This window comes from Paraflavitalea speifideaquila (assembly GCF_032395985.1).
GTDB classification, from domain to species: Bacteria; Bacteroidota; Bacteroidia; order Chitinophagales; family Chitinophagaceae; genus Paraflavitalea; species Paraflavitalea speifideaquila.
On record NZ_CP135920.1, the window covers coordinates 6,246,615 to 6,268,518 of the forward strand.

General features: G+C 44.0%; 20 protein-coding genes and 5 pseudogenes. 10 read left to right on the forward strand and 15 right to left on the reverse strand.

The features are described from left to right. Positions 1 to 468 precede the first annotated feature (468 nt). Positions 469 to 1,791: a S8 family serine peptidase gene (locus RS881_RS42925; RefSeq protein ID WP_315816410.1), complete on the forward strand. Its 1,323-nt coding sequence runs from the start codon at positions 469 to 471 to the stop codon at positions 1,789 to 1,791. A 437-nt stretch (positions 1,792 to 2,228) separates the two neighbouring features. Beyond that, a pseudogene (locus tag RS881_RS42930) lies at positions 2,229 to 2,675 on the forward strand (hypothetical protein); the annotation flags it as partial. A gap of 186 nt (positions 2,676 to 2,861) precedes the next feature. Here the strand turns inward: RS881_RS42930 and RS881_RS42935 are convergent. The 7 genes and pseudogenes from RS881_RS42935 to RS881_RS42970 form a co-directional block, all read right to left on the reverse strand. Further along, positions 2,862 to 3,548, reverse strand: a complete 687-nt coding sequence (locus RS881_RS42935) for a T9SS type A sorting domain-containing protein (RefSeq protein ID WP_315816411.1) — start codon at positions 3,546 to 3,548, stop codon at positions 2,862 to 2,864. Positions 3,549 to 4,062: 514 nt separating this feature from the next. Next, positions 4,063 to 6,693 carry a hypothetical protein gene (locus tag RS881_RS42940; protein ID WP_315816412.1) on the reverse strand — a complete coding sequence of 877 codons (2,631 nt, stop codon included), beginning with the start codon at positions 6,691 to 6,693 and terminating at the stop codon, positions 4,063 to 4,065. Positions 6,694 to 7,026: 333 nt separating this feature from the next. After that, a pseudogene (locus RS881_RS61965) lies at positions 7,027 to 7,400 on the reverse strand (hypothetical protein). Beyond that, complete coding sequence (locus tag RS881_RS61970; protein ID WP_315825037.1) at positions 7,363 to 7,578, reverse strand: hypothetical protein; 216 nt, start codon at positions 7,576 to 7,578, stop codon at positions 7,363 to 7,365. Before RS881_RS61970 ends, RS881_RS61965 begins: the two are co-directional and overlap by 38 nt. A 107-nt stretch (positions 7,579 to 7,685) precedes the next feature. After that, positions 7,686 to 8,065 (reverse strand): annotated as a pseudogene (rpsL, locus tag RS881_RS42960) (30S ribosomal protein S12). Between the two features lie 242 nt (positions 8,066 to 8,307). Continuing rightward, a complete protein-coding gene (locus RS881_RS42965; protein WP_315816415.1) occupies positions 8,308 to 8,850 on the reverse strand; it encodes an aminotransferase class IV in 543 nt (180 codons plus the stop codon). Then, positions 8,799 to 9,323: a branched-chain amino acid aminotransferase family protein gene (locus RS881_RS42970; protein WP_315816416.1), complete on the reverse strand. Its 525-nt coding sequence runs from the start codon at positions 9,321 to 9,323 to the stop codon at positions 8,799 to 8,801. Before RS881_RS42970 ends, RS881_RS42965 begins: the two co-directional genes overlap by 52 nt. 235 nt (positions 9,324 to 9,558) lie before the next feature. Between RS881_RS42970 and RS881_RS42975 the strand changes: the two genes are divergently transcribed. From RS881_RS42975 to RS881_RS43010, 8 genes and pseudogenes are all read left to right on the forward strand, one after another. Continuing rightward, the gene (locus RS881_RS42975; protein WP_315816417.1) at positions 9,559 to 10,179 is read left to right on the forward strand and encodes a hypothetical protein; all 621 of its coding nucleotides are present in this window, start codon (positions 9,559 to 9,561) and stop codon (positions 10,177 to 10,179) included. A gap of 97 nt (positions 10,180 to 10,276) precedes the next feature. After that, positions 10,277 to 10,785 (forward strand): annotated as a pseudogene (locus tag RS881_RS42980) (non-canonical purine NTP pyrophosphatase). A 118-nt stretch (positions 10,786 to 10,903) separates the two neighbouring features. Next, positions 10,904 to 11,338, forward strand: a complete 435-nt coding sequence (locus RS881_RS42985) for an RNA polymerase sigma factor (RefSeq protein WP_315816419.1) — start codon at positions 10,904 to 10,906, stop codon at positions 11,336 to 11,338. Then, the gene (locus RS881_RS42990; protein WP_315816420.1) at positions 11,332 to 11,481 is read left to right on the forward strand and encodes an RNA polymerase sigma factor; all 150 of its coding nucleotides are present in this window, start codon (positions 11,332 to 11,334) and stop codon (positions 11,479 to 11,481) included. The genes RS881_RS42985 and RS881_RS42990 overlap by 7 nt, the downstream gene beginning before the upstream one ends. Before the next feature lies 1 nt (position 11,482). Then, positions 11,483 to 11,944, forward strand: coding sequence for a hypothetical protein (locus RS881_RS42995; protein WP_315816421.1), 462 nt, complete (start codon positions 11,483 to 11,485; stop codon positions 11,942 to 11,944). Between the two features lie 8 nt (positions 11,945 to 11,952). Beyond that, positions 11,953 to 12,084, forward strand: a complete 132-nt coding sequence (locus RS881_RS43000; RefSeq protein WP_315816422.1) for a hypothetical protein — start codon at positions 11,953 to 11,955, stop codon at positions 12,082 to 12,084. A gap of 35 nt (positions 12,085 to 12,119) precedes the next feature. Beyond that, the gene (locus tag RS881_RS43005) at positions 12,120 to 12,404 is read left to right on the forward strand and encodes a hypothetical protein (RefSeq protein WP_315816423.1); all 285 of its coding nucleotides are present in this window, start codon (positions 12,120 to 12,122) and stop codon (positions 12,402 to 12,404) included. Between the two features lie 131 nt (positions 12,405 to 12,535). Further along, the gene (locus RS881_RS43010; protein WP_315824787.1) at positions 12,536 to 12,916 is read left to right on the forward strand and encodes an acyl-CoA thioesterase; all 381 of its coding nucleotides are present in this window, start codon (positions 12,536 to 12,538) and stop codon (positions 12,914 to 12,916) included. Positions 12,917 to 13,001: 85 nt separating this feature from the next. Here the strand turns inward: RS881_RS43010 and RS881_RS43015 are convergent, their stop codons facing one another. The 8 genes and pseudogenes from RS881_RS43015 to pyrG all read right to left on the reverse strand — a co-directional run bounded on the left by RS881_RS43015 (position 13,002) and on the right by pyrG (position 21,397). After that, the gene (locus tag RS881_RS43015; protein WP_315816424.1) at positions 13,002 to 13,451 is read right to left on the reverse strand and encodes a shikimate dehydrogenase family protein; all 450 of its coding nucleotides are present in this window, start codon (positions 13,449 to 13,451) and stop codon (positions 13,002 to 13,004) included. After that, positions 13,427 to 13,732 (reverse strand): hypothetical protein, encoded by a 306-nt coding sequence (locus tag RS881_RS43020; RefSeq protein ID WP_315816425.1) that lies wholly within the window; start codon positions 13,730 to 13,732, stop codon positions 13,427 to 13,429. The genes RS881_RS43015 and RS881_RS43020 overlap by 25 nt, the downstream gene beginning before the upstream one ends. Then, positions 13,732 to 14,502 (reverse strand): phosphosulfolactate synthase, encoded by a 771-nt coding sequence (locus RS881_RS43025; RefSeq protein ID WP_119051040.1) that lies wholly within the window; start codon positions 14,500 to 14,502, stop codon positions 13,732 to 13,734. The genes RS881_RS43020 and RS881_RS43025 overlap by 1 nt, the downstream gene beginning before the upstream one ends. A 268-nt stretch (positions 14,503 to 14,770) precedes the next feature. Beyond that, the gene (locus RS881_RS43030) at positions 14,771 to 15,637 is read right to left on the reverse strand and encodes a tetratricopeptide repeat protein (RefSeq protein ID WP_315816426.1); all 867 of its coding nucleotides are present in this window, start codon (positions 15,635 to 15,637) and stop codon (positions 14,771 to 14,773) included. A 286-nt stretch (positions 15,638 to 15,923) separates the two neighbouring features. Next, positions 15,924 to 16,157, reverse strand: coding sequence for a hypothetical protein (locus RS881_RS43035; RefSeq protein WP_315816427.1), 234 nt, complete (start codon positions 16,155 to 16,157; stop codon positions 15,924 to 15,926). 668 nt (positions 16,158 to 16,825) lie between these two features. Further along, positions 16,826 to 17,479 (reverse strand): hypothetical protein, encoded by a 654-nt coding sequence (locus RS881_RS43040; protein ID WP_315816428.1) that lies wholly within the window; start codon positions 17,477 to 17,479, stop codon positions 16,826 to 16,828. 226 nt (positions 17,480 to 17,705) lie between these two features. Then, positions 17,706 to 19,534 (reverse strand): annotated as a pseudogene (gene yidC / locus RS881_RS43050) (membrane protein insertase YidC). A gap of 213 nt (positions 19,535 to 19,747) precedes the next feature. After that, complete coding sequence (pyrG, locus tag RS881_RS43055; protein WP_315816431.1) at positions 19,748 to 21,397, reverse strand: CTP synthase; 1,650 nt, start codon at positions 21,395 to 21,397, stop codon at positions 19,748 to 19,750. Between the last annotated feature and the right edge of the window lie 507 nt (positions 21,398 to 21,904).

Sequence of the window (21,904 nt, forward strand, 5' to 3'; positions counted from 1 at the left end):
AGGGAACTCCCTGAAAATAAGTGCGCAAAGGTAAGCAAAATCCCCCTAAAAAAGCATATTGTGTAAGATCAAAAGATTAATTGTGGAAAACCAGCCGATCACCCACTGATAAAGACTTCCCGCCAATGCTACAAGAGGAAGGAAACCAATAATTGGTTACATTTAAGTACCATTAGCCTTCGTCCATGAGATACCGCATTTTGCTAACCATCTGCAGCTGTTATTGCCTGGCTGTCAATGCACAAGAGTCAGACAAGCTTTTATTACAACGAAAACTCCCCCTGCTTTGCAACAAACCAAAGTACCCGTTTCAGATGATCAATTGGCAACCTGGTGGATAATCGTTCCTGAAAAAGAATCCTTCCAATTATGGCTGGCTCAAAAAAATTAGCCGTTGAAATTACCGGCGAATATCCTCCAGCCCATTTGCTCGTCATAAAAACTTCTCGTAAAATACTGATAAACAAATTGTTAACTACCAATTGGGTGCTTTTTGCCGATCAGCCCCGCCAACCTAAAGAAGAACAAGCCATTAATACACTGGACAATACTACCAACCAGGTCAATACCATTCATGCCCTTTACCCCGCATTAAATGGAACCGGGCTTACGGCCTCTATAAAGGAAAATAAGCCCGATACAGCGGATATTGACTTTAAAGGAAGGTACCTGCCTACTCCTCTGAGTTCGGTCAATATTACCCAACATGCCACCATTATGAGCACTATTATCACCGGGGAGGCAATAGTGATCATACCGGAAAAAGGAGCTGCCTGGGGCGCCAATTTCAACTCATCTGATTTTGCCAGCCTGCTGCCAGATGCCAATAGCGCCTACCAACAATACCATATCACTGTACAGAACCATTCATACGGTACAGGCATAGAGAATTATTATGGTGCCGATGCCGCAGCTTATGATGCCAGCAGCCTGGCCAATCCCCAATTACTACACATTTTTTCAGCCGGCAATTCAGGTAATCAAACTAGTACGGCTGGCCCTTATGCCGGCATACCTGGTTACTCCAACCTAACCGGTAGTTTTAAAATGGGCAAAAATATGATCACCGTCGGAGCTATCAACAGCCAGTACCAGTTAGAATCATTAAGTTCAAAAGGTCCAGCCTACGACGGGCGGGTAAAGCCAGAACTGGTGGCTTTTGGAGAGGATGGCAGTTCAGGGGCTGCAGCCCTAACCTCAGGCATTGCACTGCTGGTACAGCAAGCCGTTAAGAATAGTACCGGAGTAATACCTCCTAATTCACTGGTAAAAGCCATCCTGCTTAATACTGCCGATGATGTAGCAACTCCGGGAATCGATTTTCAAACAGGTTATGGCAAAGTCAATGCCTATCAAGCCGTCGAGGCAGCCCGCCAGGGCACTCACAGCCTGGGCAATATTATCCAGGGACAAACGAATACCTCTACACTCACTATTCCTCCAGGTATTAAGCAAGTTAAAATAACCCTTTGTTGGTATGATCCACCAGCAACTCCCAATAGCGCCAAATCCCTTGTCAACGACCTGGACCTTGAACTAATAAATTCCTCTACGGGCGAGCGCTGGCAACCCTGGGTTCTAAATCATACAGCTCATATTGACTCCTTATCCAAATGGCCGATTAGAAAAAGAGACAGCCTGAATACTAATGAACAGATCACGTTGGATAATCCCTTGCCAGGAACTTATAGCATACAGGTAAAGGGAATACTATCCCAGCTAGCACACAGGCATACGCTGTTTCCTGGCGCCTCGATACGGCCGACCGCTTCCAATGGTATTATCCCATGAAAGCCGATCATCTAAAAGGAGGAGAACACAACTACCTGAGATGGGCCGCTACTTTCAACAATGCCGACCCAGCCCGTATTGAATACTCTACTGATGATGGGCTTCATTGGCAACTGATTGGTAATAACATTAGCCTCTCATCCGGATTTTATCAATGGCTTACGCCAGATACCTTTAGCACCGCTTTACTGAGGATATCTACCAATAATCATACTTTTTTATCAGACACCTTTAGTATCTCTTCGAGGCTGAAAGCCAGTACGGGATTTAATTGCAGCGACTCCTTTTTGCTTGCCTGGAACAAACCAACAGGCGTAAACAACTTTGTAGTGTATGCTTTGGGAGAAAAATACCTGACTCCCCTGCTTACAACCAACGATACAGCAGTTGTATTGAATAAATCAGTAAGCTCTACATTGTATTATACTGTTTCACCCATGCTAAAGACTGGCTATGAGGGACTAAAAGCTTATACATTCAACTATACTGCACAGGGAACAGCTTGTTATATCAAAAGTTTTCTGGTCGATCTCATAAACAAGGCAGCCAACTTATCCATCGAATTAGGTACCAGTTATGGCCTTCAACAAATAACTGTAGAGAAATTGGGCATTTCGGGTTATACCAGTCTCCAGTTGATAACACCCGTCACTGCTTTACAATACCAATTAACCGATAATAGTTTGACCCGTGGACTTAATACTTACCGACTGAAAATAAACCGGACAGATGGAACTGCTGTCTACAGCCAACCGGAAACCGTATATAATCTTCAGGATGCGGGATACCTTGTTTACCCCAATCCTATACCGGCCGCGTCCCTACTCAATATTCTTTCTGCCCTACCCGGCAATACCTCCATTATCCTGTACAATGCAGCCGGCCAGCAAGTGTTACAAAAGAAGTTGACAGATCTGCATGAAAAAGTGCCTTTATTAACCCTGCAAAAGGTATTTATTTCTACCTCATCAGCAAGGAAGGGAAGAAGGAACAGACAGGAAGTCTATTGGTATATTAAAACAAAAAAGCCGCGCAAGGCGGCCTTAATGTTCTTAAACCTCAAAAAAGCGTTATTCAAATATTACTTTATATACAAAGGTTTCCTGGCTATTGATCGCCGTAATACGCAACATATATACGCCGCTTTTTACCTGCCCGGTTCGGTAGTATTGGATCGTAGTCTGCTGCACCTTTTGCACCAGTTGCTCATGCACCACCTGACCTGTAGCACTTACCAGGGATAGCTTATAGCTTTCCTGCTGCCTGGCCGAAAGGCTGATATTCAATACTCGTTTTACCGGGTTGGGATACAAGGAAATTCCACTAACAGTAGCTGTTTTGATGTTGATCACATTACTGAATATCGATTTATTATCCTTTCCTACGATCTGCAAGCGGTAATAGTTTGTGCCAGCCATTGGCGCCTCATCAGTGAAGGCATAGATGTTCCGCCCACCCAACTGTCGCGCATTTACTTTGCCAATGGGGGCGTATTGCCCATTAGCCGTATTACTGCGTTCTATGATATATTCCTTGGTATCCACATCCTGCAAGGCTGCCCAGTTCAATTGCACCGTACCATTGATCTCTTTACCAGCTAACCTAACCTGCCCCGGCAGAGTACCACTACACATACCAGTAACAGTGAAATAAGATAGTTTGGTTAAACAGCCACCGTTTACTGACATACGGCACACATACGTACCTGTATCGGATGGCAACAGGTAAGGTATCCTATACGAGGTAGTTGTACTCACCAATACACTGTCTGTAGCACTCGTTTTCTTGTACCATTTATAAGTGGCATTGGCTGTAGAATCTACATGCAGGTTAACATCATTATAATAACAGTCCGAACTGGCATAGATCAGGGTATTGGCCAGTGGCAGAATGCTTACGTCATTTAAAGTGGCATTACCACAGGCATCTACCGCCCTAAGTCGTACCAGCGAGTACTGCTCACCATTTGTAATGGTAAATACCGGGCTGGTTTGGCCAGTAGAGTTAATACTCGGAGAAGCAGGGATACTGCCAATGATCTCGTAACTGAAAGGTCCGGTACCGCCGGTTACTACAGCCCCACACTAAAACTGTTATTGTCACACTGGTAGGCCGCCGATTGCTGCAATCCCGGGAAACTATAAGGAACTACATCCACCGTATCATATATTCTCCCCGTACAACTAGGAACACTGTATTGAATAACATAAGTAGCAGGCTCCAGGTCAACAAACTTAAAGGATGAACCTACATTGGATGTAAATTTAATATTTACGGTAGCACTGTTCTTTTTATGATCACTGGTGTAACTACACCCATATTGGAATTCACATCAATATCAATATCCGTAGCACCATTTTCCCATACACCCGAAGGGCATTTTGATTTCACGAACTGCGTTTTGTTCAGGATACTGGGGCGAGGCGTCACCTGTGCCGTATCCCTTACATTACAATTGTCAATACCTATAACCGTATATTGCTGCCCGCCAGTAAGCGGAGGCAAAGCATTGATCATTACCGGGCTGGTTGCAGAAGTAGTAGATGTAACCAACACACCTACCGGGTTCAGCACCTCAATTTTATAAGGAGCATTGCCTGTATTAAAGATCACCTTAATATCAGTTGTTCCAAAGGTACAGGACTCCTGGGCAGTTACAGAAATGGTAATGGGAATGGGTGCAGCGTTGAAACGACGCACAATGACCGTATCATAACAGGTATCTACAATCTTTACATCATAATACCCGTAAGGCAGGTTATTGAAAGTACCATTGGTATTATTAGCTACATAATTGCCCAGGGTATCATATACCGTATACTGTGGGTTGATCAGGTTGCTCTGGCCTGTTACCTTGGCTGTGAAGGTAGCGCAGGCCTTATTGCTGATGGCAACACTACCACCTACCGGTACATTCCTTTTTACCGTAAAGCACCTTTCCATAAGAGTATCATAACAACTATTTCTTACCCGGATACAATTATAGCCATAAGGTACATTATTAAATGTACCAGTCGAATTACTATCGATCGCTACATTAGCAGCATTGTACAGTATATACCGGGGATTAGTAAGGTTGCTTCCTGATACTTTTGCTGTTACCCCATCGCAACCCCTGTTGCTGATATTAACCGACGAGGATAATGATGGCCTGGGCCTTACTGGATTAAAGCATCTTCTGATCACCGTATCATAACAAGCAGCACTATTGGCAATCGTGATACAATAATAGCCATAAGGCAAGTTGGTAAAGATACCGGTTGTATTGCAGGCTATTTTTACATTATTGGCATCATACAAGCAATAATTGGGGTTATTGAGGTTTTCCTGGTCGGTAACCTCAACATTGAATGAAGTACAGTTTTGCGTAATGTCTACATCCGTTCCTACCGCTGGTATTTGCCTGGGCATAATAAAGCAACGTTCTATGGTAGTATCATAACAAGCCGCATCATTCTTTATGCGCATACAATAACGGGTATTGTACTGCAGGTTTCCGAAACTACCTGTAGTGTTACAGGCAATCAACACATTACTGCTGTTGTATAAGCAGTATTGAGGATTACTCAGATTAGCCTGTCCGGTTACACTACCTGTAAAACTAGTACAACTACCACCACTTGTATTGATATTGAGGTCTACCGAAGGTTTAGGCCGCTTTTCTGTAAAGCAGCGGGTAATGGTGGTATCATAACAACCATCTTTTATCTTGATGCAATAGCTGCCATAAGGAATATTATTAAATATACCATTGGGGCTACTTGCTATTTGCAGGTTGCTACTGTTGAACAACTGATAAGTAGCATTGGTCACATTCGTTTGTCCGGTTATGGCGGCCGTAAACGTCGAACATCCTCTATTGGATATGGTTACACTAGCCGCCACTGCCGGTTTCTGTCTTACAGGCGAAAAGCAACGTTCAATAGCTGTATCATAGCAATTGTCTTTTATGCGCATACAATAATTGTCGTAGGGCAGGCCTGTAAAAATACCCGTGTTATTAGAACCCACTTTCACATTGCTGCTATTGTACAGTTCATACAGCGGATTGGTAAGATTACTTTGCCCCGTGGCTTTCGCATCGAATGTATTACATTGATAATTAGAGGTAGTAATCGTGGCAGCTACATTCGGCTTGTTAGGATCTACCCAGGTAGTAACCTGAGTGATACCACAGGGATCTTTGACCACTACCTTTACCGTACGTTTAGTGCCAATAAAGAAACGGAAAGTGCTATTGGTCGACCATACCGTATCACCCGTACTTCTCACCACGCCATAGCGGAAACCAGAAAATACAGTGGTATTACCCTTACTGTCTTTAAGCTTTACAGTTACCTGGGCGCTATCACAACCAACCCTGCCTATAGTAACACCATCCACCCACCATTGGTAATTGAGGATGGTAACACGCCGGGTTTGCTGACCGCCGCAGGAATCTTTTAATTCTATAGCATATTCTCCCGCTATCAGACCTGCAAAATTACCAGTGGAATTGGATGTGCCGACTTTTGAAGGAGAAGGAGCTACGATGGTATAAATAAAAGGTGCCCTACCATTCTGCAGGCCGGATACACTGATTATTCCATCAGCACCATTCATACAGGTAACATCCGTTTTGTTCAGTACAAACCGGGGATCACTGTAAGAACCAGGAACCACTATATTGTACTTTTCTGTTACACAACCCGTATTAATATCCTTTACACTTACAGTATAAGTTCCGGCAGAAAGTCCGGTAATCGTGGTAGAGGAAGTATAAGCAGTAGTAACCGGTCCCGTAACCTTAATATTATAGGTCCCGGAACCTCCAGTGACATTCACTTTAATGCTGCCCGTGGCAATACATCTCGATTCTTTAGTAGTAACAGTGTAGTTAAGTGTAGAACAATCCTGGGCCAACCCAATCAGGGGTGCAGGTAAAGTAGGGGTATAAGCATCCCCGTGCGTATCATTGTCAACAGGCTCTTCATGGGGTACGATTTCGGATTCGTTTTTCGACAGGATTCAGTTCTATTAAATGCAAGAATAAAATAAATAGCTTTTTGTCATTAATGCAAGCCTGTCTGGATAACTTATTAGAAAAATAGCCCCTATCATAGCCTGAAAAGCGCTACATCACACAATTTGTGTATATGCATTCCTGTTGATTTACAGCTGTATAAGCAAGGATTCTAAAGGGAAACAGGTAGCTTATTAAATTTCTGCCGCGAACTTGATAAATGTGGGTAACTATTAACCGAAAGGAGGTGTTGGAAAGTGCGTACAATAAAAAAGCCATCCCGTTTTGGGATGGCCTTCAAATATGATATACCTAAAGTGATTAAACTTTGAAGTGAGCGAAAGCCTTATTGGCTTCAGCCATACGGTGAGTATCTTCTTTCTTTTGAAAGCACCACCTTCGCCTTTAGCAGCGGCAACTACTTCATTCGCCAATTTTTCAGCCATGCTACGACCATTCCTGTCGCGGCTGTAGCGAATGAGCCATTTAATGCTCAATGATATTTTCCTGTCTGCACGTACTTCAGCAGGAATCTGAAAGTAGCACCACCGATACGACGGCTACGAACTTCAACAGCCGGTGTAACGTTGGATAAAGCTTTTTCCATACTTCGTAACCATTTTCACCCGTTTGCTTGGATATACGATCCATTGCATCATAAAAATGGTGAATGCCGTATTCTTTTTACCCTGCCACATCAGGTTATTCACAAAACGTGTTACCAGAGCATCACTGTATTTTGCATCTGGCGCCGGGGCAATTTTTTTGGCTTTAGTCTTCCTCATTGTTATCGCTGATTTATATCGCTGATTTACTGATTAGCTGGATTTCGCTGATTATAGATTCCTGTATACTCTTTGAAATCCAAATAATCTGCTCAATCTGCGTTTAATTATTTCTTAGCTTTTTCACGTTTAGTACCGTACTTAGAACGGCTCTTCTTACGATCTTTCACACCCGCAGTATCCAGGCTACCGCGAACGATATGGTAACGTACACCTGGTAAATCCTTCACACGACCGCCACGAACCAACACAATGGAGTGCTCCTGCAGGTTATGACCTTCACCGGGTATATAGGCAATCACCTCTACTTTATTCGTTAAACGTACCTTGGCTACTTTACGCAAAGCCGAGTTAGGCTTTTTCGAGTAGTTGTATATACACGGGTGCATACACCGCGACGGAACGGACAGCTATCCAAAGCCCTCGATTTGCTCTTGGCCTTGATAATCTCTCTTCCTTTTCTTACCAATTGTTGAATTGTAGGCATTCTGAACCTTTTATTTTTGGGACGGCAAAGGTAAAACCCAGCCAGTTAAATACCAAATCTTAATCACGCTTTTAAGGATTTCTCAAAATCCATGTGGATAACTTCTGAATATACCTCTACCAAACAATCCACCTGTAGCCTTAACCATTAGCCCTTTTAACACATAAACAACTGTACATCAATGACTAATTACTAAAAGCCAACTTCTGATTGCCAAAACCTGATCCTTCACAACTAAAAGCTTAAATTTTATACATCCAGCCATATTTATCCGCTGCACGTCCCTCGCGGATATCATTCAAGCGACGTTTCATTTCAGGGGCCGATTTCCATTCATCCACATTAAAGGTCATCACAAAATCCTTGTACCTCAATTCCTTGATGGGAGAAATCGTGGCTGCTGTGCCCGTACCGAATACTTCCTGGAGCTGGCCGGCTTTATAAGCTTCAATCATTTCTTCAATATTCACCGGCCTTTCCTCTACCGTAAGTCCCATATCCCTCAGGATCGTGATAGCACTGTCACGGGTTACGCCTGCCAGGATGGTGCCAGCACCGAGATCGGGGGTAACGGCTTTATTACCAAGAATGAAGAATACGTTCATCGTGCCAATTTCTTGCACATATTTGTGTTCGACCGCATCAGTCCATAATACCTGGTCATACCCTTTGCTTTTCGCTTCGGCGGTAACCATCATACTGGCGCCATAATTCCCAGCCACTTTCGCATAACCTACCCCTCCAGGTGCCGCACGGGTATATTTCTCTTCCACATAGATCCGCATCGGGGCACCATAATAGGCCCTGTGGGACTCAAGATGATCATAAACTTGTAAGTATCAGAAGCTTTTACACCAATTACCTCATCAGTTGAAAACATAAACGGACGGATGTACAAAGAGTGATCTTCTTTGGCCGGGATCCAGTTCTTATCGAGGTTGATCAACTGGCGCATACCTTCCATAAACAGTTCTTCAGGCACTTCAGGCATTTGCATGCGTGTTGCAGAGATATTAAAGCGCTTGTAATTGTCCTTGGGGCGAAAAATACAGGCTTCACCATCCTTATTGCGGTAAGCCTTTATGCCTTCAAAAATTGCTTGGCCATAGTGCAGGGAAGCCAGCGCTGGACTCAATACCAGCGGCTGGTAAGGCTTGATTTCCACATTCTTCCATTCGCCATTTTCGTAATCCGCTTCCAGCATGTGGTCCGTAAAATACCTGCCGAAAGGAATGTTTTCCAACGGAATATCGTTCAATTTACTCCTTTCAATTTTTGTCACAGGTATGATATATGCATCAATCATAATCCAGTATTTTTGAGCCACAAAGAAACAATTAAAGTTTTTGCCTGCAAAAACCAGGCATAAATTACTAACAATTGTTAGTGTCATGATAAATAAGGCCCTGGCACAGCAGAACAACAAATTATAATATGTCGGCATACAATATACAATTACCAGGCACTGTACTGGCCGGACTTTACAAAAGACGGTGGTGCAGGGCGAAGGAAAGGCCGTGGAAACGGGAACTGTGCAGACCGGACGGGACTCGAACCCGCGCCCCATGGCAATCGAAGAAATACCTGCTAAGGCAACCACGGAAGCCCTCCCCGAAGCGCTTGTAGCCCCCTGCGAAGCCCATAGCAGCTCCCCAGAAACAGTAAAAACGCCGGCACCCGCCTTTACCCAGCCAATCCCGGCAGGCCCTGCTGCCCCCTATAAGTTTTTGGGTAATAACCACCAGCAGGTAACCGTCGTTGTACGGTTTCCCGGCGAAGCCTTTCTTCCGGAAAACCACCTCCAGATGCTAACCAAAATGCTGGGGGCCTGTAAGTTGAACCTGGGTGACGTAGCCATCGTCAATGATGCTTCACAAAGGGTTGATATCAACGCATTAAGAGACCAGCTTTCGCCAAAACGGGTTTTATTGTTTGGCGTATCCCCAGAAGAAACCGGCCTGCCCTTGAGCTTCCCGGCTTTTAAAAGCCAGGATTATGCAGGCTCAACCTATTTGTACACCCCTTCACTCGATGAGCTGAACCAGGAAACAGAAGAAGGAAAGGCCCTGAAACGAAGCCTGTGGGAAAGCCTGAAAAAGATCTTTGCTGTTTAGCCTCATTTTTCCTTCTCTGCTATTTTGACTATTCATTAAAAACAACAAACCATACCATTTGCTACAACTGATTTTCGCCACCAATAATGCCCATAAAGTGCAGGAGATACAGGCTGCTATTGGCAAGCAAATACACGTCATTAGCCTGAAAGAAGCAGGGATTGATATTGATATCCCTGAGCCACATGACTCCCTGGAGGCCAATGCCACAGAAAAATCACGTACAATACAGCAGTTAACTGGCGGAAATTGCTTTAGTGAGGATACAGGCCTGGAGGTAGCGGCATTAAACGGAGAGCCAGGTGTGAAAAGCGCCCGGTATGCGGGCGAGGATAAAGCATTCGACAAGAATATAGAAAAACTGTTGAACAAGCTGGGGATAATCCTCACCGTAATGCACAATTCCGTACCGTCATTTCCTTGTTATGGGAAGGCAAAGAATATCTTTTTGAAGGTATTTGTCCAGGTACTATCATTGGAGAGAAAAGAGGTAAAGAAGGATTTGGCTATGATCCCGTTTTTGTTCCCCAGGGAAGTACCCGTACTTTTGCTGAAATGAGTCTGGAGGAGAAAGGACAGTTCAGCCACCGGAAAAAAAGCCGCTGATAAATTGGTTTCCTTTTTGCAGGACCTGGTACAGCATGCCTGAAAAGCCCGGTGAGATTGCCTGGTACTTGCTGAAAGATCGCCCCATCCCGACATTTCATATCATTTAATAAAAAATTTGGATCAAAAAAGCAACTATAGTATTTCTGAATCCGACTTGATAAAGGGCAGCATTGCAGGCGACAGGCGCATGCAGGAAGAACTGTATCACAGGTTTGCACCAAAAATGTATGCAGTATGCCTGCGGTATGCCAACAATACCGATGATGCACAAGACCTGTTGCAGGAAGGCTTTATCAAAGTGTACAAAAACCTGCATCGGTTCAGGGCAGAGGGTTCATTTGAAGGATGGGTAAGAAGAGTGTTTGTAAATACATCAATCGAGCATTTCCGCAAAAAATCGGCCCAGTTATCCAGCGTCAGCGAAAAGGAAGAGAATACCATCGAAGATGCAGATATATCAGCCCTTGACAGCCTGGCAGAAAAAGATATCGTCAATATTGTACAAGAATTATCCCCGGCTACCGCACAGTATTTAACCTCTATGTGGTAGAAGGATATTCACACAAAGAGATCGGTGAGATGTTGGGAATCAGTGAAGGAACGAGTAAATCACAGTTGGCAAGGGCCAAATCCATTTTGCAAAAGAAAATAACCCAGTATTTAAGCGATACCAAAAAGTCCTTTACCCGCTAATATGTCTGCCAACCTACAATATATTCTCCATAACCTTGAAGCGGCTCCGCCACCTGCCGCCTGGGACAATATTAGTTTGCAGCTGGACGCAGAGTATGATCCACAGCAAGTAAAGATCGCTGAAAAATTATATGATTGGGAAGCTCCTCCCCCGCCCGATGCCTGGCATAAGATAGCCCTTGCATTACAGGTTGATGCAGCTGCTCAGGAATCCGTACCTGCCAAGGTCATCCCAATACCCTTCCGTAAACTGGCCATAGCAGCCGTTCTACTCGGAATAGTTGGTTTTGCTACCTGGGCCTTCTTAAACAGCGCTTCAGGCGATGTGATCGTCCAACAGGATCCCACGATTACCCCACCTTCCAATATTACCCCAATAACAAGGATGTACTGGTACAACCTTCATTACCTGTTATTGACGCCTCTATCAATGACCAGGGACGCCGAACAAATATCAACGTAGCCCGCCGTGTGAATGCCGCCCCCATATTACCCGCAAATTATATTAGCAATGACCTCCGGGAAGAAGCGACAGACGATATTCACTATGCAGAAATGGATGGATTGCATGCCCTGAAACCACCTCCCGCAAGGGCATTATAGCCCCTCCCATCAAAGACGCCAATGGCAATATCATTATGGACCCCAATCTTATTGTATCGCGCGACAAAAATTATATCATTATTACCTGTCCTAATGGAGAGCAGGCACGTTTATCCACCAAATTCCTGCCACTGCTCGCCGATCTGAATGCCACTACAGACCCTGCCGAATACCTGGGCGCCATTTTTGGGGAGAAAAGCATCTGGAAGAACCGATTCAGCCAATGGCGTTATAAACTCATGCAACAGGCTTCATTTGTGCCTACAGCCACCAACTTCCTGGACATCATAGCCCTCAAAGACCTCATAGAAGAGAAATAAATATTCAGGTTATACAAACACAGCCATTACACAAATAATACCAAAGGCAAAACCCCAATCAATTTCTTCATGGCACGCATTAAAGTTGACCTCCCCGGGCAGTTCTTTTTACAACCACCATTCCAATCCGTATTACGGACCTAAACTATGGTGGGCATGTAGGCAACGACACTATACTTTCCATTATTCAGGAAGCAAGGGTCCGGTTCTTGCAGCATTATGGTTATGGGGAGCTCAATATAGCAGGCCTGGGGCTTATTATGAGCGATGTAGCTATAGAATTTAAGCAGGAACTCTTCTATACCGACCAGGTAAAGGTTTCTGTAACAGCCAACGATTTTACCAAAGTCTCGTTTGATCTGTATTATAAGCTGGAAAAGGAAACTGCCGGCAAAACTGTTTTAGTGGCTATTGCCAAAACAGGCATGGTTTGCTTTGACTATGAACGGAAAAAGGTAGCAGCAGTACCAGAAGAAGTGAAGTTCAAACTAACAGCGTCCGAAAAATCATAAGTCCGAAAGTCGGTAAGTAGTGTTCTCTTTAATGCTAAGAAGGTTTAGTCTTCCGGACTTTACTGACTTTCCGACTTCCCGACTTTTAAGCATTCCATATCCGCCAGCTTTCTTCAGCTTGTATCACCAGCATATCTGCGCCGTTTTTGATCACAGCCCCTGCTCCGCTCCTTTTGAAGAAACAGCGTTTTGGCCGGGTTATATACCAGGTCAAACAGGTAATGATGGGGGTGAGGCCCTCATAAGGCAAGGGCGGGCAATCCTGCTCATTGGGATACATACCTACCGGTGTGGTATTGATAAGGAGCATATAGTGCTCCAGGAGGGCAGGCGTTAATTGCTCATAACTGATCTGCCGGCCGGAGATGGGGTTGCGCGATACTTCCAGGAAAATGATTCCCAGTTTCTCCAGCACAAAATGAATGGCTTTGGCGGCACCACCCGTACCCAATACCAGGGCTTTCTGATGGTGTGATTCCAGCAAAGGACGCAGGGAGTTTTCAAAACCCGTTACATCCGTATTGTAGCCATGCAACTCGCCATTGACAAACTTGATGCAATTACAGGCGCCAATCTTTTTACTACATCACTTTGATGATGGAGCCAGGGCATCACTTTTTCCTTGTAGGGAATCGTCACATTAAGACCCGCCAGGTTTGGATACTTTTCCAGTACAGCCCCCAGCGCGTCTATATTTTCCAGGGGAAAATTTGCATATACACAGTCGACGATATTTTCCTCCCTGAACTTGTCAGTAAAGAATTTCTGGGAAAAGGAATGGCTCAACGGGTAACCGATCAGCCCAAAATGTCTCATTATGCTTCTTCTTTATTGAGGAATAAGCTGAAAGTATCGCCACGCAAGCCAATGCGCATGGCTTCCAGCGAAATCATTTCTGTGGGGGCTATATTACCCAGGTTTACATTACAACCGAGTAATTCAATAAAATAGAGTTGTTGTGCTTTTTGCGGGGCCTCCCAAAGTATCTTTTCGCCGGGTATTTGTGTAAGGATCTCCTGTACCAGCCCTTCCCGTACTTCTCCACTGCCACGATAAATACCCACATTTCCAGCCTCGCGGGCCTCGGCAATAACATACGTTGCACCGGCATTTAGTTCAGCCCGCATCAGTTCTATCCACTTGTAAGGAGGAATAATATGAGCCGCATCTTTGCTTCCCACCTCACTGAGGATCGTGGCATGTTTGGTAAGTTTTTCAATATACCCGCACTTCTCAGCATGGGGGATCGTAATCGAACCATCACTCACTTCAATATATTCAATGCCATAATCTTTACAAACCGCGATGTAATCATTGAGCTGGTTCCGTACAAGAAAAGCTTCAAATAAAGTACCGCCAAAATAAATTGGCACATTATAGGATTGATACACTTTAATTTTCTCACGCAGGTTGGGAGTTACGAAGGATGTACCAAATCCCAGCTTTACGATATCTACATGAGGACCTGATACACTCATGAAATTATGCACTTCAGGTATACTAAGCCCTTTATCCATGACCATTGTAATACCGTTGGTACGAGGTTTAAGGTTTCTATCAGGAATCTGTGTGAGGTTGAAATTCATTCGCTGGATTTTACTATTACGATTTCTATAGCCGCCGCAAAAATAGGGAAGAAAAAGAAAAATGATGCACCAGGTCATAGACAGAATATTAGATAAAAGACGTATAGGATGTAGTTAATGCCACAGGAACGGCTACCATCCTTCACAGGTTAAAATACTTTAACCTCCTGAAAATTGCATCGATTTACTTCATACTGAAGGAACAATTGTACAAAAACAAGCAGGTTTGGATCGCCCTATTGAGGCTTGTTTTTCTTATAACGAGCCACTACATCCACCACCATTTGGTTTTGCAGGATGGCGGGATTGAGTTGAACCAGTTTTTTACCATCTTGGGAGCCACATTCATCGCGTTTTCAAGTTGCAACAGGGCTTCCTTAACCTTACCCAGGGCAAAATAAACACCCGCCAGGTAGAAAAGAAACAGCGGTTTCCCCTCGGTCATTTTGATGGCAGCCTTCACTTGTTCAAGCGCCTCCTCATAAAACTCGCCATTGTAGAGGCACCGGATAAGTGCTTCCCAACTGGATATATTGCGAGGCCGCTGACGCACCACATTTGAAAAATACTGAATCGCTTCTTTGTATTCTCCCATCTGCATTTTACACTCCCCCATCGCCATATTGTACTCAGGCTGCATGCGATGGATCTGCAAGGCTGTTTCGAGGTGCTTAATGGCAGTAGCCCATTGCGCTTCATTGATGTAAGTACAGGCTACCTTATAATGAAGCTTGCTATCTTCTACATTGAGGTGTGATGCTTTGCGATAGTAGAACCGCGCCTGCGCAAAGTTCTTCATACGGTCGTAACAATGACCTATAGCTTCATAGATCACATCTTCGGGCCTCGAAAGCTCCAATACCTTTTCCAGTACTTCAATGGCGTCTTTGTACTTCCGCATCCTGATATAGGCATCACCCATATTGCGGTATGCGTAGTCGAACTTCTCATCGATTACAATCGCATATTTATAGGCATCTATCGCTTTTTCATAGAGCTTTAGCCCCTGATAGGCAGCAGCCAGGTTAAACCAGGCCAACTCACTATAAGGATACTCTTCAATGATCTGCTGGTGTAAGCGGATACTTTCTTCATTACGGCCCGTAAAATCAGTCCAGAAACAGATCTTGTACAACGCTTCCTCATTATTGGGCTCCTGGTCCAGGATAAGTTTGAGACAATCGAAGATCTTATCAAACTCCTCATAATCGTCGTATACATCGGCCAGTTCAAAAGCAGCTCTATGCGTTCCTGACCCTCAAAAAGCTGGAGGGCATTTTCCAATAACTCTACCGCTTTTTCCTGTTGATCAAGCGCCAAGTAAGCATCAGTTTTTAATATATACAGGTTGATATCGTTGCTATCCAGCAATTCAGCATGCTGCAGGATCCTTAGCGCCTCGTGGTAATGGCGGGTAGCGATCAGCAGATCCGCCTTTTAATAAGCAACATGGCCGAATACGGGTATTGCTCAATACCCAATTCAGCCGCTTCCAGCGCCTGTTGCAGGTCTTCCCGGTCATCAAAATAATCTATAATACGCTCAAAGGCCTCCTCATCCAGGAAGGAGTGGCTGCGGCCAGATTTTAGGTTCTGAAACTGCTTCACTAACTCCTTGAGCTCCTCGTTGTCATTGCGTGATGGATTGTCTCTCATGTAATTAAGTAAAGGTTTATGTAAAATAGCTTTTTCATGGATGTATACCAATTTTTCTTATTGACAGCATGTTAATAAGTCCCGGGCAAAAGGATTGATTTTGAGTATTTTAAAATGGCCGTGCAACATTTGTTAAAAAGCAGTGTCATTTTTATGGAATCTGTAACATTTAGGCATCCTTAATCGTTAAAGAGATACTAAACTTTGTGACAATCGGTTAAAGGTTTCTAAAATTTTTCAATATTTTTGCGTTAGTTATGAAGGCAAACTCTACTTTTAAATTTACCCACATGCTAAAAAGACCCTCATCAGTTGTGCGATGATTGGGGCGGTTGCACTTGCTGCTGTAGCTAGCAGCGGTGGTGGTAAAAGAAGTCAGAGGCGCCGCTAAAGCCCATCTACACACCTATTAGAACGACCAATGGCTTTACTTTAAAAGCCGGTCCTTCCTACACAGGAAGTCAAATCCTCAGTAGTGAACGTACACGTAATTTCATCACCTACAACACAGTAGTTACCTACCAAAAAGGCAATACCGTTTACATATTGCCCCAGCAGGTAAAGATGAACGCAAAACCTACGTTCAAGACCAATCTCAACCTGTTAGATCTTAAAATAAAGCTTCATAAGTAAGCTTTATCCATTAAAAAGTCATTAAATTTCAGTTATTAATTCACCTTCCTGCTTTCCTCGTAGGTCAGCTCGCGATAGCCGCTTTTGGGGATGTCGAATTTAGAGGCCGGCACAGGATTCAGGTTGATCTTGGAAACCGTGTATTTGATCGTGAGTTTACCTTGTACCAGTTCATATTCCAGGGGCAAACCGTTCAGGTTCTTGAACTGGGAGTCATAATCCTTATTCTCAGGAATAATATCCGCCGTATAGTATACAGTAAAGGTCGCTCCATCAGCCAATTTGGCGACCGCTTTAATGCAGTTGTATCCCGCAATAATCTTCGTTTCCTTCGTATCTGTAAAGGTCATTCCAATGTACCTTTTGTTCTTCTCTGCCCAATTATCGGACGTCATTCGGATCAATAACTTCTGACCGCTTACTTCCCGCAATATGACAGCCGTACCCGCCTTGGAATCATGGATCGTTGTCGAAGCCAAAAGCGCACTGACCATTTCTGTACGACTCATGGGCCCCTTCAGATAAACCGTAGTCGTAGCGCCATCCAGGGCATCCGCCATTTTAGGCTCAGTGCTGCCGGAAGAAATCGAAGCATCATACACGAGAGTCAGCTCAGAAACTTTCTTCTGCCCCACTGCAGTTAGCAGGAGCAGCAGATTCAGCGTGAAAAGACCGAAATACTTTTTCATGTTAACCCGGGTTGGTGAGTTGTCTTATAGACGAGATAAGTAATCAGAACCGTTGCCTAAAATAACAACAACTAGGCTATTTAAGATACTATTGGCTTGATTTTTAACGAAATACTTTAAGGAATAGTATAAAGCCGGCAAGTCCAAAAAACCGAAAGCCCGTAAGCACCTTCGATTGTTACGAAAATACTTACGGACCTTCTGACTTTACTGACTTTCGGACCCTCTATTTCTTCCCGCCGCCTTGTTTGGCCTTGGTTTCCTGCATTTTCTTTTGCTGCTCCTGCATTTGCTCCAGCCGTTCTGCCCACTTGGATTTCGACTTAGGCTTTTTACGGGCCAGTTCAATTTTAGCTACCAGCTTATCATGGTTAATGATATAGTGTTGTATCACAAACTGTAGTACCAGCGTAATGATATTAGACACAGTATAATACCAGGTTAAGGCCGCCGGTAATTTATTGAAAACAAAAAGCAGAATGAATGGGAAAATATACGGCATGTATTTCAAAGCAGGATTGCCCTGATCAGGTGTAGATGCCATATTATAAAAAGAGATCAGGAAACTCGTAATTACCGCAGTAAGCGTAAATAAGGAGATATGACTGCCCAATCCCCAGATTTCAAAGGGAAACTGGAACAACACATCATAAGAAGCCAGGTTCTTGGCCCATAGGAATTCTTCACCACGCAAAGAGATATTGGAGTTGAAAAACTATACAACGCAAAGAAGATCGGGATCTGCAATAAGCTGGGCAAACAACCCGCAAATTGATTAACTCCCGCCTCACGCATAAACTTCATTTGCTCCATAGCAAACTGCTGCTGTTCTGGATATTTTTCTTTCAGCTTGGCCAGGTCCGGCTTCAATATCTTCATTTTGGCACTCGTCAGGTAACCAGGATACATCAGTGGTGAAGTAGCCAACCTGATAAAGAGCGTAAGCAAGAGAATTACAATACCCATGCTGCCCACAAAACTATTGAAGAAGTTAAACACCGGCATTACAATGTACTTGTTGATGGGACGTACAAACGCATACATATCCCTACCCAGATTGATGATCTTATCCATCTCTGTCACCGGCTGATTTCTCAATATCTTATAATCATTGGGGCCAAAATACAGTTGCAAGGGAACAAGCGCATCAGTTCCCAGAGGTAGTTTGGCCTGCAGCATCGTAGTTACATCAGCAATCTTATGCGTAGTATCAGCATGCCTTGACCAGCGGATATCGCCAGAAGTAAAACCGTTCTTATACGACAACGTAGTATTAAAGAATTGCTGCGAAACCGCTACCCATTGTACCTGTTTTTCAAGCTTCTTTTCTGTTTTTGACATGATGTAGTCAAAATCATTATCAGAATAATAACAGATATTGGATTGAAGACGCTCATACTTCACATCACTTTCATGTTGAACAGGCTGGTTTTGCCAGGTGATATTGAAAGCACCTTGTGAAAGCAGCTTATCAGCACCTCCCATTTGAACATTCCAGTCAATGAGGTAATCATTGGGCCTCAAGGTGAATTTGTGTATAACCGTGCCATTGGGAAGAGGCCGCTGAAAAGTGATCGTTTGACTATTATCCGCATTTTTCACTACCTCTCCACCTACAAAATTCAGATCAGTCACCTGCATGGCCTGATTGGACCCAGCATTGATGGCATACGATATTTTGTCAAAAGTAGTACCGTTTAATACAACCAGGTTACTATCAACTGATTTATATTTCTTCAGCTCTACTTTTCCTGGCTGACCGCCTTTAGTAGTGAAAGTGACCTTCAGAACTTCATTCTCGACTGTTACCAGTTTTTCCACGCCCTGGTCATTATTCAACGTGCTGTCATTACCGAGCACGGCCTTGATCGTAGCATCCTTTTGGGCAATAGCTGTTAAAGAATCCTGGGCCCTTTTTATCCGGGCTACAGAATCTTCATAATGTTGGCGTTGCCCTGCTAACTCATGGGAATTCTTAGTTGAAATAAACAAGTAAACAAAGAGTAATCCCGCCAGTAATACAAAACCAATGATCGTATTGCGATCCATGTTCATTAGTACAAAATTTAGAGGAGGTGCAAAGATAGGGGTTTCTGGTTGCCGGGAATTGGTTTATGATTCATGAAGACTGGTTACCAGAAAGGTTAACAGCCAGGTAATAAGTCGCCGCCAGGCATAAAATGTTACGGCACGTTGGGAAATAGCAGGCAGCTATTCCTCAACGTGCCGTTGTTAGTTACCGGCTCTCCGGTAACGATTAGTCCCTATTTAAATCATTTCGCTTTGCAGTAAAGGGTTTTTAACCGCACTTTTCTGATCGGCGTATTCTTTGGCGGCTTTGATGAAATGCACAAATAAAGGATGTGGATTTTCAACCGTACTTTTTAACTCGGGATGGTACTGAACACCAATAAAGAAAGGGTGCTTGGGCAGCTCTACGATCTCCACCAGCCCACTTTCCGGGTTCTTGCCACTGGCTACCATACCAGCTTCTTCAAAACGTGTAAGGTATTGATTATTAAACTCCCAGCGGTGTCTATGACGTTCAGTGATCATCTCTTTGCCATAGATCTGGCGGGCAAGACTACCTTCAAGCGTTTGACAGGTATAAGAACCAAGACGCATGGTGCCGCCTTTAGCCGTGATCTTCTTTTGTTCTTCCATAAGATCAATAACAGGATCGGGCGTATGGAGGTCCATTTCAGTAGAATGGGCTTTCGGTAACGCGAGGATATCACGGGCAAACTCAATCACCGACATCTGCATTCCCAGACAAATACCAAAGAATGGCAGCTTGTTTTCGCGGGCATATTTAACAGCAATGATCTTCCCTTCCACACCACGGTGTCCAAACCCGGGCGCTACCAGCAAACCATCCAGGTTAGCCAGTTTTTCGGCCACGTTATCATCAGTAATGAATTCACTGTGTACATTGACTACCTGCACTTTACATTCATTAATGGCGCCTGCATGAACAAACGCTTCCAGGATAGACTTATAGGCATCCTGCAGCTCAATGTATTTGCCGATCAAGCCAATAGTAACCTGGCTTTTGGGGTATTTCAATTTATCGAGGAATTCTTTCCAGCGATGGAGATCCGGTTCTTTTTGCAAATTGATGTTCAGCTTTTTCATACAAATAAGATCCAGCTTCTCACGCATCATGGCCAGTGGTACTTCATAGATCGTCGGGGCATCAGCCGCTTCTATCACGGCTTCCTGCTTAACATTACAGAACAAGGCAATTTTGCGGCGCAGATCAGGCGAAAGTGGCCTTTCAGTCCGGCAAACGATGATATCAGGGTGAACACCTTCCTGACTCAGCATTTTTACACTGTGCTGCGTAGGTTTGGTTTTCAACTCTTTAGCAGCTTTCAAGTAAGGAATGAGGGTAAGATGCACCACCACAGTATCTTCTTCAGGCAGTTCCCATTGCAACTGACGCAACGCTTCAATGAAGGGCAGACTTTCAATATCGCCTACAGTACCTCCCAATTCCGTAATGATCACATCGTATTCATTGTTTTTGCCCAGGAGCAACATTCTGCGCTTGATCTCATCGGTAATATGGGGAATTACCTGCACCGTTTTACCCAAAAAGGCGCCTTCTCTTTCCTTATTGATAACTGTTTGGTAGATACGGCCCGTAGTAACATTATTGGCCTGTGTGGTAAAAATGTTCAGGAAACGCTCATAATGTCCCAGATCCAGGTCCGTCTCAGCTCCGTCCTCCGTTACATAACATTCCCCATGCTCATAGGGGTTCAGGGTACCAGGGTCAACGTTAATATAGGGATCAAATTTCTGAATCGTCACCCTAAGACCTCTTGCCTGTAATAGCTTGGCTAATGACGCGGCAATGATCCCTTTACCTAATGAAGAAGTTACGCCTCCTGTAACAAATATGTACTTGGCCATAATATATGGTTAAATCAGTTTACAAATGTTATGCTGTTAATCCGGTATAGGACAGGTACAAAACAATAAGCCACACATACATCGCTGATGGTCCCTGGCAAATAGTTAACAGGGTTTACTTCGATGTTTGTATATCTGGCGTACTACTTTTGCTTGATTATTGAACCAGTCCGGTTATGACCAGCGGAAAACCACATTAGGGGGATAATATTTCCTGAAGGTCATGCAAAGGTACAGCATTTTTCCGGCTGATAAAAATCACAAAATGGTAATGTGGAAAACTTGGAACACAGGTGGCGAAACTGGCGCTGCTGCCGGTTTTGAGCGGCGGATTACCCGTTACAGGCTGCGTGAACCATTGATGGGAAGGCATTTATTTCAGGCGAATAAGCGTAAAATTGTTACTCCATTGCCAGCTGGTTTTCTGTACAGGCTTTTGCTTCTCTGCCGTAACAGTCGCTTTGGTAGATGATGATGTGGGCTTACCAGTCTTTGCTGAATGCAAAA